Source organism: Pelosinus sp. IPA-1, from assembly GCF_030269905.1.
Lineage (GTDB): Bacteria > Bacillota > Negativicutes > DSM-13327 > DSM-13327 > Pelosinus.
Window position 1 is genome coordinate 20,821 of sequence record NZ_BSVC01000014.1, and the last position, 15,459, is coordinate 36,279.

The 15,459-nt window shown below is 40.3% G+C and carries 14 protein-coding genes and 1 other annotated feature; of the genes, 10 read left to right on the forward strand and 4 right to left on the reverse strand.

The window, feature by feature from the left end; genetic code table 11:
* Positions 1-17 precede the first annotated feature (17 nt).
* Positions 18-179 carry a hypothetical protein gene (locus tag QSJ81_RS24080; RefSeq protein ID WP_173406235.1) on the forward strand — a complete coding sequence of 54 codons (162 nt, stop codon included), beginning with the start codon at positions 18-20 and terminating at the stop codon, positions 177-179.
* 152 nt (positions 180-331) lie between these two features.
* A complete protein-coding gene (locus tag QSJ81_RS24085) occupies positions 332-1,480 on the forward strand; it encodes a metallophosphoesterase (protein ID WP_285719865.1) in 1,149 nt (382 codons plus the stop codon).
* A 338-nt stretch (positions 1,481-1,818) separates the two neighbouring features.
* Here the strand turns inward: QSJ81_RS24085 and QSJ81_RS24090 are convergent, their stop codons facing one another.
* Positions 1,819-2,631 carry a nitroreductase family protein gene (locus QSJ81_RS24090; RefSeq protein WP_285719866.1) on the reverse strand — a complete coding sequence of 271 codons (813 nt, stop codon included), beginning with the start codon at positions 2,629-2,631 and terminating at the stop codon, positions 1,819-1,821.
* Between the two features lie 148 nt (positions 2,632-2,779).
* Between QSJ81_RS24090 and QSJ81_RS24095 the strand changes: the two genes are divergently transcribed.
* From QSJ81_RS24095 to QSJ81_RS24110, 4 genes are all read left to right on the forward strand, one after another.
* Complete coding sequence (locus QSJ81_RS24095; protein WP_038674244.1) at positions 2,780-3,127, forward strand: winged helix-turn-helix transcriptional regulator; 348 nt, start codon at positions 2,780-2,782, stop codon at positions 3,125-3,127.
* A 173-nt stretch (positions 3,128-3,300) separates the two neighbouring features.
* A complete protein-coding gene (locus tag QSJ81_RS24100; RefSeq protein ID WP_285719867.1) occupies positions 3,301-4,014 on the forward strand; it encodes an SDR family oxidoreductase in 714 nt (237 codons plus the stop codon).
* Between the two features lie 129 nt (positions 4,015-4,143).
* On the forward strand, positions 4,144-5,382 hold the full coding sequence (pepT, locus tag QSJ81_RS24105) for a peptidase T (protein ID WP_285719868.1): 1,239 nt from the start codon (positions 4,144-4,146) through the stop codon (positions 5,380-5,382).
* Positions 5,383-5,499: 117 nt separating this feature from the next.
* On the forward strand, positions 5,500-6,132 hold the full coding sequence (locus QSJ81_RS24110) for a flavodoxin family protein (RefSeq protein WP_285719869.1): 633 nt from the start codon (positions 5,500-5,502) through the stop codon (positions 6,130-6,132).
* Between the two features lie 241 nt (positions 6,133-6,373).
* On the opposite strand, the gene QSJ81_RS24115 is transcribed toward QSJ81_RS24110, so the two are convergent.
* The 3 genes from QSJ81_RS24115 to ilvD all read right to left on the reverse strand — a co-directional run bounded on the left by QSJ81_RS24115 (position 6,374) and on the right by ilvD (position 9,406).
* Positions 6,374-6,634, reverse strand: a complete 261-nt coding sequence (locus QSJ81_RS24115) for a hypothetical protein (RefSeq protein WP_285719870.1) — start codon at positions 6,632-6,634, stop codon at positions 6,374-6,376.
* Positions 6,635-6,795: 161 nt separating this feature from the next.
* The gene (locus tag QSJ81_RS24120; protein ID WP_285719871.1) at positions 6,796-7,740 is read right to left on the reverse strand and encodes a bile acid:sodium symporter family protein; all 945 of its coding nucleotides are present in this window, start codon (positions 7,738-7,740) and stop codon (positions 6,796-6,798) included.
* 13 nt (positions 7,741-7,753) lie between these two features.
* Complete coding sequence (gene ilvD / locus QSJ81_RS24125) at positions 7,754-9,406, reverse strand: dihydroxy-acid dehydratase (RefSeq protein WP_285719872.1); 1,653 nt, start codon at positions 9,404-9,406, stop codon at positions 7,754-7,756.
* A 53-nt stretch (positions 9,407-9,459) separates the two neighbouring features.
* Positions 9,460-9,713, reverse strand: a binding site (T-box leader).
* 155 nt (positions 9,714-9,868) lie between these two features.
* Here ilvD and QSJ81_RS24130 point away from each other — a divergent pair.
* The 4 genes from QSJ81_RS24130 to QSJ81_RS24145 all read left to right on the forward strand — a co-directional run bounded on the left by QSJ81_RS24130 (position 9,869) and on the right by QSJ81_RS24145 (position 15,271).
* Positions 9,869-10,825, forward strand: a complete 957-nt coding sequence (locus tag QSJ81_RS24130) for a DUF1858 domain-containing protein (protein ID WP_038674236.1) — start codon at positions 9,869-9,871, stop codon at positions 10,823-10,825.
* 13 nt (positions 10,826-10,838) lie between these two features.
* Complete coding sequence (locus QSJ81_RS24135) at positions 10,839-11,510, forward strand: hypothetical protein (protein WP_285719873.1); 672 nt, start codon at positions 10,839-10,841, stop codon at positions 11,508-11,510.
* Between the two features lie 374 nt (positions 11,511-11,884).
* Positions 11,885-13,489, forward strand: a complete 1,605-nt coding sequence (locus tag QSJ81_RS24140) for a peptide chain release factor 3 (RefSeq protein WP_285719874.1) — start codon at positions 11,885-11,887, stop codon at positions 13,487-13,489.
* A 252-nt stretch (positions 13,490-13,741) separates the two neighbouring features.
* Positions 13,742-15,271 (forward strand): CYTH and CHAD domain-containing protein, encoded by a 1,530-nt coding sequence (locus QSJ81_RS24145; RefSeq protein WP_285719875.1) that lies wholly within the window; start codon positions 13,742-13,744, stop codon positions 15,269-15,271.
* Positions 15,272-15,459: the final 188 nt, after the last annotated feature.

The following is a 15,459-nucleotide window of genomic DNA, read 5'->3' on the forward strand; positions in this document are numbered from 1 at the left end:
TGGCAAAGGAGAATAATATGACTAAAAAAATGATTTCTTATACCTTACCTCAGGAAGAACTAGAGAATTTGCTATCATCTGCATATGGCACAAAAATTGAGCCAGTAGATGCAAAGCAACTCGCGAAACAAAAAATGAATCAGCAAAGAGCAAGGCAATTAGAAAAAAGGAGTGTGTAACTCTTAACAAACAAGCACCATTCTTTATAGAATGATGCTTGTTTGCTATAGCATAGTCCAAAGATGATTTTTTGTAGTTGTTAATCTAGGATGGAAATATAAGAAGAATCTAAGATATGAGGTTTTAAGGGATATACAGAAAGGAATAGTAGATGAATTCTTTTTTTATGGTACTAGGCATTATTTTCTTACTATATGCTGCGGCAAATTACTATATAGCACTTCGTTTTTTTCAATGTCTCCGTAATATCATTGAGCCTTATTCCTTATTTTATTGGGGTGGATATACCTTATTTGCAGTAACAAAAATTGTGGCCAGAGTCGGAAGGAAAAATTTTCCCGGTATTTTCAATACTCGAATGACTATCTTTGGGGATTATTGGCTTGCCGCAAGCTATTACTTTTTCTTGGTTTGGGTGGCTGTGGATCTCTTGCGATTTCTGAATAAATTGTTGTTACCCCAATTTTTGCTAGTACCATATCCATCAATGGTACTAGGATTTAGCGTCCTCTTCTTAGTGGTTGCTCTAATTCTTTATGGAAATTGGAATGCAAAAAAAACGCGTATTCGTAAATACGAATTGACGGTCAATAAAACAGCACCTGGATTGTCACAGCTTCATATTGCAATGATATCTGATATACATCTTGGTGTGATTGTTGATAAGGATCGGCTGGAGACCATCATTAAGCAAATTAATGCGCTGCATCCCGATATTATATTTTTAGTTGGGGACACAATTGATGAAGATGTAAAATTTTTCATAGAAGAGGAAATGTCTGTGACATTGGGTAAATTGCATGCTCCTTATGGTGTGTTTGCAGTGCTTGGAAATCACGAGTATCTTGGTGGAGAAAGTGATCTCGCCGCAGAGCATATTGGCAAATCTAATATTAAGTTATTACGGGACGAATACCTAATGATTAATAAACAATTCTATGTGGTTGGTCGAGATGATCGGAGTGCAAAGAAAGCAAACGGAAAAGGGCGATTTCCTTTATATAGAGTCATGCAAGGTATTGATCATGAGCTTCCGATTATCTTGTTAGACCACCAACCCTATAAATTAGAAGAAGGACAGCGTAATAGAGTTGATCTTCAGTTATCAGGGCATACCCATCATGGACAGTTTTTCCCCAATAATCTGATTATACAACGCGTCTTTGAAATTGACTGGGGTTACTTGCGAAAAGGTGCATATCAAGTCATAGTATCTTGTGGAATTGGGACATGGGGACCACCGATTCGTATAGGAAATCACCCAGAGATTATTGATCTGTTGATTACATTTGAGAAATAAAGTAACTATAAAAGAAAAAAGGTAGATTTATCCACCTTTTGTTACTTTTTATTCGGTTTTTTCGGTGCTTGTTTGGCAGTGAAGAACTGTGTGCTTTTAGCGGCAGTTTTGATATTTTTATAGCTATCCTTAGGCGATACTTTTCCCATACAATCACCCCCATGTGTAAAGTATTTCCCTATAAATCGTTGCTTAATCTATAAAGTTTGTTAGTAGTGATGCTACTACTATACTATGTTTTGTTACTATTTGTACAGGTATTGCCTTACTTTTATAGCAAAATAGATACCAGCAGGAGTTTAATTTACTACTGGTCTATCTATTTTGTGAAGTAAATCCTATTGGAAAGCTACGTCTAAGGGGTTTCTATCCACTAATCTTTTATAAGAAAATCGGGGATAACCGACCATCAGCCCACCAGTAACAGCCATTTTTTCTGGAAGTTGCAAAAGATTGAGAAGGGGCTGATAACCTGAAAGGGCACAGGCTTCAAAGTAGCCAGCCCAACAGGTTCCTAGTTCAATGGTTGGCGCAAACAATTCAGCATAAGTTAAGGAAAAATGAGCGTTATCCCTTCCCCGAGGCATAAAGTCTTTAGGTGCTTTGGCAATGATTAAGCAGGGGGCACCCCGTAGTATCACATCTTTGCCTGTCTTACGATATTTAGTAACATTTCCTGAAAAGTAGGTTGCCCAAGGAGAATTCTTTTCTATTTCCTCTTCCATCCAGTCAACAACTGCTGCTGTGATTTTGCGTAATGTGCCCTTATTGTCAATAACAAGATAGCTGACACCCTGTGTATTTCCACCAGTAGGAGCAAGGCGAGCAATGGAAAGAAGCTGCAGAATTTTTTCTCGAGAAACTGTAGTTTCTTTATAGGATCGAATGGATCGCCGTGAACGGAGAAAGCGTGTTGCTGTATCTGAGTCTAAAACAGGTGTTTCTCCTAAAGACGTTTGTTTAGCTAAAGGAGCTTTTATATTATCTAATGCTGCTTCTGGGCAAATGGCCACACAGTGACCGCAAGCAATACAGTGTTGTCCAATGGTTTTAGGACCAGAACTATCCATGCCAATAACATCTGTTGGACATACCGTAGCACAGAGGCCACAGCGGATACATTTTTCTTGATTGACTTGAATCAAATCCATTACTATCATACCTGCCTTTTTATTTTTTCTAGGGTTCTTGATTCTCCGTATTAGATATATTTACCTGCCATTTATTTTACACTAATTACCTAATGGGTATTTTATGATATACTACAAAAAAGAGAAAAAAAGCTAGGGGAGACTTATAATGGATATGTTGGAACCTATTGAGTTGACAAAGGGAACGCCAGGAACACCTTGTCCAATTGCTAAAACACTTGATGTTATTGGCACGAAATGGACATTTTTGATTATACGAGATTTACTAATTGAAGGGACGATGCGATTCAGTGATCTGCATAGAGCGATGCAGGGAATTAGTCCGAAAACCCTTTCCTTACGACTGCGGGAATTAGAAGAACAAGGCATTCTGACAAGACGAGTATACCCAGAGGTTCCGCCTCGTGTTGAATATTCCTTAACGGAAAAAGGGAAAAAGCTAGAAGGTATATTTAAGGAACTAAAACGATTTGGCTTAACACTACCCGATAACTAACCAACCTTAGAGGAATAAAAAATACTAAAAATATTTTTCATACTTACTACAGATAATATACAAAACTTACAAAAAGGTAACCATGTGTATTTAATTACACTACTTTACATGGGGAAGTAATGTTGCTACAATGGCCTCAACAGCAATTAAATAAAAAGTTGGGGGTATGAAAAATGTTACAGGGTAAGCATATTGTTATTATTGGTGGAAGTTCCGGAATTGGTTTGGAAACAGCTAGGCTTGCTATAGGGCAAGGAGCAAAAGTAACGATAGCCAGTCGTTCTAAAGAAAAACTACAAAAAGCAAAGGAACAATTAGGTGGAAATATAACCTCTTATGTATTGGATACGAGCCAAGAAGATAAGATGAAGGAATTTTTTGAGATGGTAGGCAGTTTTGATCATTTAGTAGTTACAGCAGCGGAGACTTCGGGAGGGTCCTTCCTTGAGGCAGATGCTGCCAAAGACCATCAAATGTTTGAGAACAAATTTTGGGGTCAGTACTACGCGGCAAAATATGGGGCACCATATCTTTCTGCAAAAGGATCTATTACTCTGTTTTCAGGAGTCGTAGCCTTTAAAGCCATGGTCGGATCTGCAACTCTTGGAGCGATTAATGCGGCAGTTGCTAATCTTGGCAAAACCCTTGCTTTAGAACTTGCTCCTCTTAGGGTGAATGTTGTTTCTCCCGGCATTATTGATACACCATCTCGCAGCAAAATGCCAGTAGAAGCCCGTAATAATTTCTACAATGGATTAGCCAGTAAACTGCCTGTACAAAGAATAGGGCAGGCCGAAGATGTGGCACAAGGAGTCTTATATTTACTATCCAGCACTTTTGTCACTGGCACTGTCCTTCATATTGATGGTGGGCATAGCTTACTTTAAGTTATTCTATTAGCAAAAAAATATTCTGTAGAATTCAAAGTGAATTTTTACAGGATATTTTTGTTATGATAGATAATAGATAATTTATACTTTTGGGAGAAATCAGATTTAGAAAGGTGTGATAATAACATGGAAATGAAGAAAGAGGAGTTAATACAGCGGTTTTTGCAATATGTTGCAATTGATACCCAATCTAACGATCAAAACCACCAGTGTCCTAGTACTCAAGGTCAGAAAATACTCGCGAAATATGTAGCTGACGAATTAGAGAAAATAGGGCTGGATGAGGTGGAAATTGATAAGAATGGATATGTGACGGCTACCTTGCCGGAAAACGGATTCCGTCAGGCGCCCGTCGTTGGCTTTATTTCTCACTTAGATACTAGTCCTGATATGACTGGTACTTCGCCTAAGCCTCGTTTGGTTACATCTTATGATGGAAATGATATTCTCCTTAATAAAGAGCATTCCGTTATTCTCTCACCGCGGGATTTTCCTGAGCTTACAGCCTATGTAGGGCAAGATTTATTGGTTACAGATGGAACGACGTTACTTGGAGCCGATGATAAAGCTGGCATGTGTGCAATTGTTAGTGCAGTTAAGTATTTAATAGAACATCCAGAAATCCAGCATGGTAAGGTACGAATTGGGTTTACTCCTGATGAAGAAATTGGTCGTGGTGCTGACCTATTTAATGTACCGGCTTTTGGTGCTGCGTTTGCTTATACTGTAGATGGCGGAGAAATTGGGGCTATTGAGTATGAAAATTTCAATGCAGCGAATGTCACAATAAAGGTTCAAGGGCGAAGCGTTCATCCAGGAGCAGCAAAAGGTAAGATGGTCAATGCTCTGAGTATTGCTGCAGAGTGGCAACAGCTGTTACCTGCTGGTCAACGGCCTGAGTATACAGACGGTTATGAAGGATTTTTTCATGTTAATAAATTAAATGGTGGTGTAGAATACGCCGAAATAAGTCTTTTAGTGCGGGATCATGATTCTGAAAGATATGAACAACGTAAAGCATTGTTAGTCACTATGGCTAATACCTTTAATGCTAAATATGGCCCAAGAACCATTACTTTGGAAATTACCGATATGTACTACAACATGCGAGAAAAAGTTGAGCCAGTAATGCATATCATAGATTTAGCATGCCAATCGATGAAGGCTGTTGACGTACATCCTATAACCAAACCAATTCGTGGTGGTACCGATGGTGCGCGCTTATCTTTTATGGGATTACCTTGTCCGAACCTATTTACGGGAGGACACAATTTCCATGGGAAATATGAATTTTTGCCAGTACAATCTTTGGTAAAGTCTGCTGAAACTGTCGTTGAAATCATTCGTCGCGTAGGAACACTGTAAAGATTAAAGTATATATATAGGAACTACCATACTATTAAGTGCGTACTTGTCAAAGGTGATCTTATCATCTACTATGATACTATGTGATTTTAAAGAAAAAAGAAAGAGGGTATAAAAATGAAAGTTGTAGCTTTTAATGGCAGTCCTACAAAAGAAGGGAATACATACCACGCAATAAAGGGAGTAGCCCAGGAGCTAGAAGCAGAGGGTATAGAAGTTGAAATCGTGCATGTTGGCAATAAGGTGATTCGAGGCTGTACGGCTTGTGGCGGCTGTGTAAGAAATCAAAATGAAAAGTGCGTAATTGGCGATGAAGTCAATGAGTGGATTCAAAAGATGAAAGAAGCCGATGGTATTATACTCGGATCGCCTGTTCATTATTCTGGAATCGGAGCAACGATGAAAGCATTTTTGGATCGAGCCTTTTATGTTACATCTGTTAATAAATCCATGTTGCGACATAAGATCGGAGCTAGTGTTGTTGCTGTGAGACGTTCCGGTGGCGTTACGACCTTCGATCAATTAAACCATTATGTTACATATGCAGAAATGTTAATGCCAACGTCAAATTATTGGAATGTTATACACGGTACAAAACCAGGGGATGCTCAAGAAGATGGAGAGGGGAACCAAATCACAAGAGTCCTTGGTAAAAATATGGCATGGCTGATGAAATTAGTAGAGTTTGGAAAAGATGAAGTCAAGCAACCAGAAAGAGAAGATAAAGTTTTCACTCATTTCATTAGATAAAGAAGACTTGATTCAGATGGAGTTTTAACTCCATCTGAATCTTAGTCGCACTTATCCAGGGACTTAGCCGCTCTTGACTCCCACTTATAGAAGATGGGAGTCTTAGAGCAGTTTAGTCATCGGATAAAAATATGTGAGAACTTCTTAGGAAAATATATACACAATAGTAAGTAAAGTAGCTCATGAATTGAATCAATTCATGAGCTACTTCTTGTTTAGATCAGTATAAAAAAGCTAAAGCTTATGGTAATCGCATGGGCATATATGTCATCCAACCACCGATAAAAGTTCCATTGTAGTCGAAGACGTATTTATAGGTTGATTCCTCTATTTGCACCATAAAAACTTTGAAATCCTCGTTATTATACCATTTTCCCCATGCCTGATAATAATAAGGAACGGGATTATCAGTAGGTTCCCAGCCCCAACTTGCAAAAGTCGAAGTAGGAATAAAAAGTAAAAGCCCAAAAACAATAGTTAGAATTATAAACGTTTTTTTCATTGTATTACCTCCATACCTATAAGAGTATTTCCATAATATGTAATACTCAAACAGAAAAAGAGAATAATAATGCACTGCGGCTAATTACATATATGTAAATGTAAAAGGTCCTGTAAGGCTTATGTGCCTAACAGGACCTTTCGTTATGTCATTTAATAAGATTAGAGAGTTTTTTTGTTATTTATTTTACGAGTACTCCAGAATCCTGCGAGCAAGCTGCCACTGAAGTTGTGCCACACACTAAAGATAGCACCTGGAATGGCTGCTATCGGATCAAGATGAGCCATGGCTAAAGCGACAGCGAGACCGGAGTTTTCCATGCCGATTTCGAAAGAAATCGCTCTTGCTTTACTTTCACTCATGCCTGTGACTCGAGAAGAGGCATAACCTAGGAAAAGACCAATGCTATTATGCAGAATAACGGCTAGGAAGGCCATGCCAGCAATAGTAACCAGTTTGGTAGCGTTTAGAGCGACTACGGCAGTAATAATCATAATAATAGCAATAACAGAGAAGGCGGGGATTAGGTTGTTTACTTTATCAACCAAAGAGGAGGCAATCATACGCAGGGTAATACCAATAAATACAGGTAATAAAACAATTTTTAAGATGTCTACTAGCAAGGCGCCCGCCTGAATGGGAATCATCGTGCCGGCAAAGTATAAAAAGATAAACGGTGTAAGAATGGGAGCCAATATGGTATTAAAGCTAGATACGGTGACGGATAAAGCAGTGTCTCCTTTGGCAATAAAGGTCATAACGTTGGAGGCCGTGCCACTAGGGCAGGCGCCTACTAAAATGAGTCCAGCAGCCAAAGCTGGCGGTAAGCCTAAGAGCTTAGCCACCAGAAAGGCCACAACGGGCATAATAACGTAGCGCAATACAATGCCGAAAAGAACATCCTTGGGACGAGTAAGAACCAGTTTGAAATCATTAAGGGACATTGTCAGTCCCATACCAAGCATAATAAGCCCAAGTAGATAAGGAATATAGGTGCCGAGTGGTTTAAATGGGGCCGGCTGAAAAAAGGCAGCAGCGGCAAATAATACAACCCATAAAGGGAAGTATTGGGTAATATAGTTGCTTAAAGTTCTAATGAATCTCATTGTAATAATCTCCTTATTTTAATACAGCACCTGTATTAGCGGATGTAACCATACGTGCATAACGAGCGAGGTAGCCTGTTTTGATCTTTGGTTCTGGTTGTACCCAGTTTTGGCGGCGTTTGTCCATCTCTTCCTCTGTGATATTTAGAACCAAAGTACGGTTTGGAATGTTAATGGAAATTACATCCCCATTTTCGACTAGAGCAATAGGCCCTCCCTCCATGGCTTCTGGTGAGACGTGACCAATACAGGCCCCTTGGGTAGCTCCGCTAAACCGTCCATCAGTGAGAAGTGCTACCTTAAGTCCCATGCCAGTAATAATGGCCGTAGGATTGAGCATTTCTTTCATGCCTGGACCACCTTTTGGTCCTTCATAGCGGATGACAACGACTTCACCATCTGTTACTTGTTTAGCCAGGAGTGCTTCAATTACTTCTTCTTCAGAGTCAAACACACGGGCAGGACCTTCAAAAACAAGCATATCTTCCTTTACGGCACTTTCCTTGACAATAGCGCAGTCAGGAGCAAGGTTGCCGGCAAGCACGGCAATGCCGCCAGTTTTCTTATAGGGGTTATCAATGGTATGGATTACATCAGCCCGTGTAATTTCGGCATCTACCAAACGCTGAGATAAGGGGCCTGTTACGGTTAGAGCATCTGTATGGATGAGATTGGCTTTTGTTAGTTCTTTCATGACAGCGCTAATACCACCGGCTTCTTGTAAGTCTTGCATGTGATGGGTTCCACCAGGGCTGAGTTTTGTAATATAAGGGGTCTTGGCACTGATGGTTTCAAATAAGGAGAGAGGAAGGGGAAGTCCCGCTTCATGGGCGATCGCTGTAAGATGTAATACTGTATTGGAAGAGCCGCCAATTCCCATATCGACGGTAATTGCATTTTCAAAAGCTTTACTGGTCAAAATATCTCGTGGGCGGACATTGTTTTTTACGAGGTCCATAATAACGGCGCCAGCCTGCTTGGCAAGTACTTTTCGAGCTCCAGTAAAGGCTGCAGGAATGGTACCATTACCAGGGAGACCCATTCCCAAGACTTCTGTCAAACAGTTCATAGTATTGGCAGTGAACAGTCCCGCACAAGATCCACAGCCTGGACAAGCAGATGCTTCCATGGCAGCTAATTCTTCTGCATTGATTTTTCCTGACTCATATTTTCCAGCCGCCTCAAAGATATTGCTGACGCTAATGTTTTTGCCTTGATAACGTCCCGCCAGCATAGGGCCACCACTAACTACTACACAAGGAATATTAATTCTAGCAGCTGCCATAAGCATAGCAGGCACAATTTTATCACAGTTAGGAATAAGGACGAGACCATCAAAAGCATGACCCTCTGCTACTGCTTCAATGGAATCGGCAATTAACTCACGGCTAGGCAGGGGGTACTTCATACCCTTGTGCCCCATGGCAATGCCATCACAAATCCCAATAGCGGGAAATTCTAAGGGGGTTCCGCCTGCGGCTGCCACTCCAAGTTTCGCCGCTTGGGCAATATCTTTTAAGTGCCCATGACCAGGGATAATTTCGTTAAAGGAATTGACAATGCCAATGAGAGGTTTATCCAAATCCTCTTGATTGTATCCCATAGCATAGAAAAGGGAACGATGGGCTGCCCGAGTTGAACCTTTTTTTACAATGTCACTACGCATAAGTAATAGCCTCCTTTTAAATTAGATAAAAAAAATAAACCCACTGCTCCCTCAAAAGGGGCAAGAGGTTATCTCGCGGTACCACCCTTATTGCATCCACATGAAGGTGTATGCATCTCATCAGGTCTATCAACCCTAGCAAGATAACGGTTGCGTTCCAATGGAACTGTTTCCGGCGCAGCTTACTTACTATTTTCAGCTTTGCAGTTCAGGAGTGACTTACAAAATACATATGTTACCGGTTCACACCTTTTCCGGCTCTCTGAAACATAGGGGTATTTCTTTATTTCTCCATCATAACTTTTAAAAAAGTGTAAAGTTGTAAACTTGGTATATGTTCATTATAACGGAAAAAAGGCAGGTGTCAAATATTTTTTAGTTTTTTACAAAAGATGATATAGATCACAGATAAGAAAGCGAGTATCGGGTATGATAAAGATAATATTTAAGGGAGGTGGCACAATGTTACCTAAAGGTGCTAATTTACAAAAGATCCATAATGGTAATCGTACATATGCGATAACACCCCATTTGCCAGGAGGTTTTATAAAACCGGATGCTATGAGAAAGTATGCAGATGTTGCCGAGAAGTATCATGGTGTAATGAAATTGACATCTGCACAGCGTATCATGATTACGGGGCTTAAAGCAGAAGATATTGATCAAATTTGGGAAGAACTAGGTATGCAGCCTGCTATGGGTTTCGCCAATTGTGTACGTAGTGTTAAAATATGCCCGGGCAGTGTATTTTGTAAACGTGGCAAGCAAGATAGTATTAAGCTAGGTATGGAACTTGACAAGTTGTATCATAAAAAAGAAATGCCATCCCGAATGAAATTTAGTGTGGCGGGTTGTCAAAATTCTTGTTCTGAGGTACACGTAAGAGACATTGGTGTTATGGGGACGGATATTGGCTGGGATATTTATGTAGGTGGCACTGCTGGTTCGCACCCTCGCTTGGCGGATCTTTTAATTGAAGGGTTAGATTACGATGAGGTACTCCGAATCGTAGGCGTTATTATTCAGTACTATCAGAAAAATGCGGATATTGAGCGTATAGGTCAGTTTATTGACCGGGTTGGATTTAAAAAGTTTCGAGCCGACGTATTGGCTCAATTCTATCAAGGTGTGAGTGAAACGACAAAGCCCTTAGTACCTCAATCGGAAGAGGGGCGTGAGATTATCCCCGTTGCAGGTGGTCTAACAGAAGGCACATTGGTATTTGGGGACAAAATCACAGTGGATAGTGTCATAAGTGACATTATCAGAGTCTATCCACAAACAATCCCTATATTCCGTTCCTTTGGCATGGGATGTCTTGGATGCCCTTCTGCAACGGGCGAAGCGCTAAGCAAAGCAGCAGAAATTCATGGTCTAGATGTAAACGAAATCGTAGCCGGTTTAAATAAGGTAATTTAGGAGGAAATTTATAATGAGTGCTTTTTTAGGTCATATTCACTATTGGTTGTATCATAAAATAGGGCGGGTTGCAGAACGAGAGCAACTAATTTTTCGAAAGGCTGAAGAGCTATGTGGTGCAACGGCTGAAGAGCTACAATCGCAAGTGTGGCAAATTTATGGTCAACCTTTGCCCGATACAGAACTTGGAGAACTAATTGATCATAGTAATATCCATGGTTGGCTGCAACGTCAAGTAACCATTTCTGAAACCCGCGAAGCTGCTTTTATTAAAGAATTAGTAGATAATTGCGGTGGTTCAGCCCAGACGCTAGTACTAGATGCCTTTGCAGATCATGGAAAAATATGCGGTGAGCATGCCAAAGCCCAACAAAAATATGATGTACAAAGGGCTGGCGGCATTTACCAGGCTATTAATGATTATTTATTGAATGGCATGCCTTGTGATCAAGGTGATGAAGTGACAGTAAATGAAGCTGACAAAGTGAGCTGGGAAGGAAATACCTGCCTTCAAGAGCGCAATTGGATAAAGGCTGGTGTAGATAAAGCTTTTATGAAAGAGTGTTACCAAAAATGGTTTGCGGGTTTTGTTACTGCCTTAAATACAGAGTTTGTTTACAAGCAGACGGCGGATACCCTAAAGGGTGACAAAGTAAACAGACATGAGATTAGCAAAAAAGCGTAAAGATATAAGCTAGATTGAAATAAAGCAGCAGGGGTTACTCTCTATATTAATAAAAAGAGTAGAATTCATAGTATCCTATGAATTCTACTCTTTTTATACTGGAATAAATATATTTGCATTGTTAGCAAGATTAGGAAAGTAAAAAGGTATTTTAATTCATTGCAAGAATTTATTTTAGAAAGATTGGTGGGGATGGTTTGGAATGAGATCGCGAGGATACAACAAATCATCACGAGAAAGGAAAACGCCGGGAATGTATGATAAATAAGTGTATATATAAGGATAATATTTGACATTTTAGATAGGTAACCATATAGTAATAGAGAGTAATTTATATAGTACAGGTATGAGTGTAGGGGGTTTTTTACGATATAATGGAAGATTTACAATTGACGATTAATAAAAGGCGAACATTCGCTATTATTTCCCACCCGGATGCAGGGAAGACTACGTTGACTGAGAAGTTATTATTATACGGTGGTGCCATTCGTTTGGCAGGTTCGGTAAAATCCCGTAAGGCGGCAAAACATGCTGTTTCTGACTGGATGGAGATTGAAAAACAAAGAGGTATTTCTGTAACCTCTAGCGTATTGCAGTTTGATTATGATGGGTATCGAGTTAATATCTTGGATACACCTGGTCACCAAGATTTCAGTGAAGATACGTATCGCACTCTCATGGCGGCTGATAGCGCTGTCATGCTGATTGATGTGGCCAAAGGGGTAGAAGATCAGACAAAGAAGTTATTTCACGTGTGTCGTCAACGGAGAATCCCTGTGTTTACTTTTGTAAATAAACTGGATCGGTATGGTAAGAGTCCTTTTGAGTTAATGGAAGAAATAGAACAGGTATTGGGAATACGAGCCTATCCAATGAACTGGCCTGTAGGAATAGACGGTAGTTATGTTGGGGTCTATAATCGGCAAGAGGCACAAGTAGAACTATTTGCAAAAGACGGCGCCCATGGTCAGTCTGTATTGCCTTCCACGATGGGAAGTGTAAGTGACCCTGCTTTTCGTGAGCTATTAGGGGAAACTGTTCATGCAGCTTTAATTGAAGATATTGAACTATTAGATATGGCTGGCGATGCCTTTGATTATGAGCAAGTGGCAGCTGGTGAGCTTACACCTATGTTTTTTGGCAGTGCGATGACAAACTTTGGTGTTCGTCCTTTCTTAGAGGCATTTTTGAAGTTAGCACCTGCCCCTGTTCCGCGTACATCCAGCGTAGGGGAAGTCAATCCTGCAAGTGAGGATTTTTCCGCCTTTGTCTTCAAAATACAGGCAAATATGAATCCCGCTCATCGGGATCGACTTGCCTTTATTCGGATATGCTCGGGTAAATTTACGAGAGGTATGTCTGTATATCATGCTCAGTCCGGCAAGAATATTAAATTATCTCAGCCCCAACAATTCTTAGCACAAGAGCGAACTATTATTGACGAGGCATATCCTGGTGATATCATTGGGCTTTTTGATCCAGGAATTTTTGGCATTGGTGATACCTTATGCCCAGAAAACACCAAGTTCACATTTCAGGATTTTCCTGTATTTCCTCCTGAACAGTTTGCGAAGGTACAGCCTAAAGATACTATGAAACGTAAACAATTCGTTAAAGGCATGACGCAATTGACTCAGGAAGGTGCTGTTCAGGTTTTTCGCCAGAGTGATTTTGCCTCCGAGGCTTTCATCATTGGCGTAGTTGGTTCGCTGCAATTTGAAGTACTAGAATATCGATTGAAAAATGAATATGGTGTAGAGCTAATCATGGATCGCTTATCCTTTAGCGTAGCTCGTTGGTTAGTTGGTGATGAAGCTGCCATTAAATCAATGAAGAGCATTGACAGTGGTATGATGATTCGTGATATAAAGGATCGGCCTGTGCTGCTCTTAAGTAATGAATGGGCCATTCGCTGGGTAAGTGAACGGAATCCTGGTGTAGAGTTCTTAGAAATTCCTCAAGATTCTGCAAGCTTTTAAAAAAAATGCCTCAAAGTCGGTAATATACCGGTTTTGAGGCGTTTTTGTCTTGCGCAATCAGAAAGTATAACACTTTCTTGATTCCAAATAAGAACGACTAAGGCTTCTGCCTGCGTCCAAGGACTTGGCACAAGCCAAGTCTTTTCTTATAGCAATCTTCCATTTGTGGTTTCCATTGACAATGGTTGATGTATGATATACGCTGAAAGAATAAGTGAAAATGGCATAATGTTAATAGGATGGTGATACCTATTGTCTAAGCATACAGAAACAGAATTGAAACTTCGGTGTACAGATGAGAGTGTATGGGAAAGAATTATGACAGCAGAAGCACTCACGAGCCTTGCAGTTCCAGGAACGGCGAAGACTGAGCAATTGGAAGCCCGTTATTTTGACACAGCGAATCATTCTTTGCAAAACGCGAAACTAGCTTATCGTGTTCGACGTGAGGGTGAGGTTTGGGTGGCTACGGTAAAAAGTAGTGGGTCATCTAAAGGGGGGCTGCATGCCCGCCAGGAATGGAATATTGCTGTAGACAGTGAAGAACCGGATATAACAGTATTTTTTAATACGGAGGTTGGTTCTCGGTTACAAGAAGTAATAGGCGACCAAATACTAGAGCCTATTTTAATCACTCGTTTTGAAAGGCAAATCTTAGAGGTTAATATGCATGATGGTGCTACAATTGAAGTGGCTGCCGATAAAGGTGAAATTATAGCAGGAGAGAAGACAGCACCAATTTTAGAAGTAGAATTGGAGCTTAAGAGTGGACAACCTAGGGATTTGTTTTTGTTAGGGGCTGCCTTAGCCAGAGAATATCCGTTACTGCCAGAGCCTGATAGTAAGTACTATCGTGGACTTTTATTAGCAGGGTTGTCTACCGAGATACCAAGGAGAAATGAGTTACCAAAGGTAGACAAAAGTAGACCGGTAGGTGAGATATTAAGAGTTGTATTGGTGGATCTGATAGCTCAAGTATTATTAGCCCAAAGGTCTTTTTTAGAAAACAAAGAGCAACCTGGGCTGGTTCATGAGCTACGTATCTGCCTGCGTCGCTTGCGGTCTGTATTAGAATTCTCTGAACCGTTAGCTGTGATCAAGGAGTATTCCCGCTACCAAGACGAATTGCGAAAGTTTGGGAGGAAAGTAGAGGCTTTAAGAGAACTTGATGTAGCCTACTGTAGTTGGCAGCAGTTCCTTGGTTATCAAATGGTATCTATGGAGGGCAAGGTATGGTTAGGGGAAGTTTTAACAGAAAAGCGCAGCCAGGAAGCCGAAAAGATCTATGCAGAGTATAATTCTGGCTTAACAACGTCTACTTTGTTAGGGTTGTGGGCGGAACTTCTTGATGAAGATTGTCAGCAAATTATTCCCCATGACTGTACAGTTGATGATTATGTGATTACTGGTTTATTAAGCTGGCTCAGAATAGTGGGAAAACAGGAGAAATCAGTGGAATGGACGGATGCTGAAAATGTCCACAAAATTAGGCTTTGGGTTAAGAAGATAAGATATACAATGGAAGTATTGCAGCCTGATTTGAAAGGAACCCCTCGTTTATTATTAAAATTAGAAAAACTCCAAGACACTTTAGGAATCATTAGTGATGCGAAAAGTACAGAAGGATTACTTAGGGAACTATTACGAGGGAAATCAAGTAAAGGTTTACCATTAGAGGCAGGCATGCTGATTGGTTGGCAATGCCACGAAACCTTAACGCTAAGGAAAAAACTAGATAAATATTGGCTGAAATTTAATCGTACTGTACAAAAGTGGAAATAGCAGAGAAAAATAGCCATTTGAAAGGGTTGTTAAAGGGGAGAGAATTTTTTATAAAATTCCTCCCTTTTAATTTTTTACGGAATCAGAAAGTATAACACTTTCTTGATTCCAAGTAAGAACGACTAAGGCTTCTGCCTGCGTCCGAGGACTTGGCACAAGCCAAGTCTTTTCTTATCTGCATAGTTAAT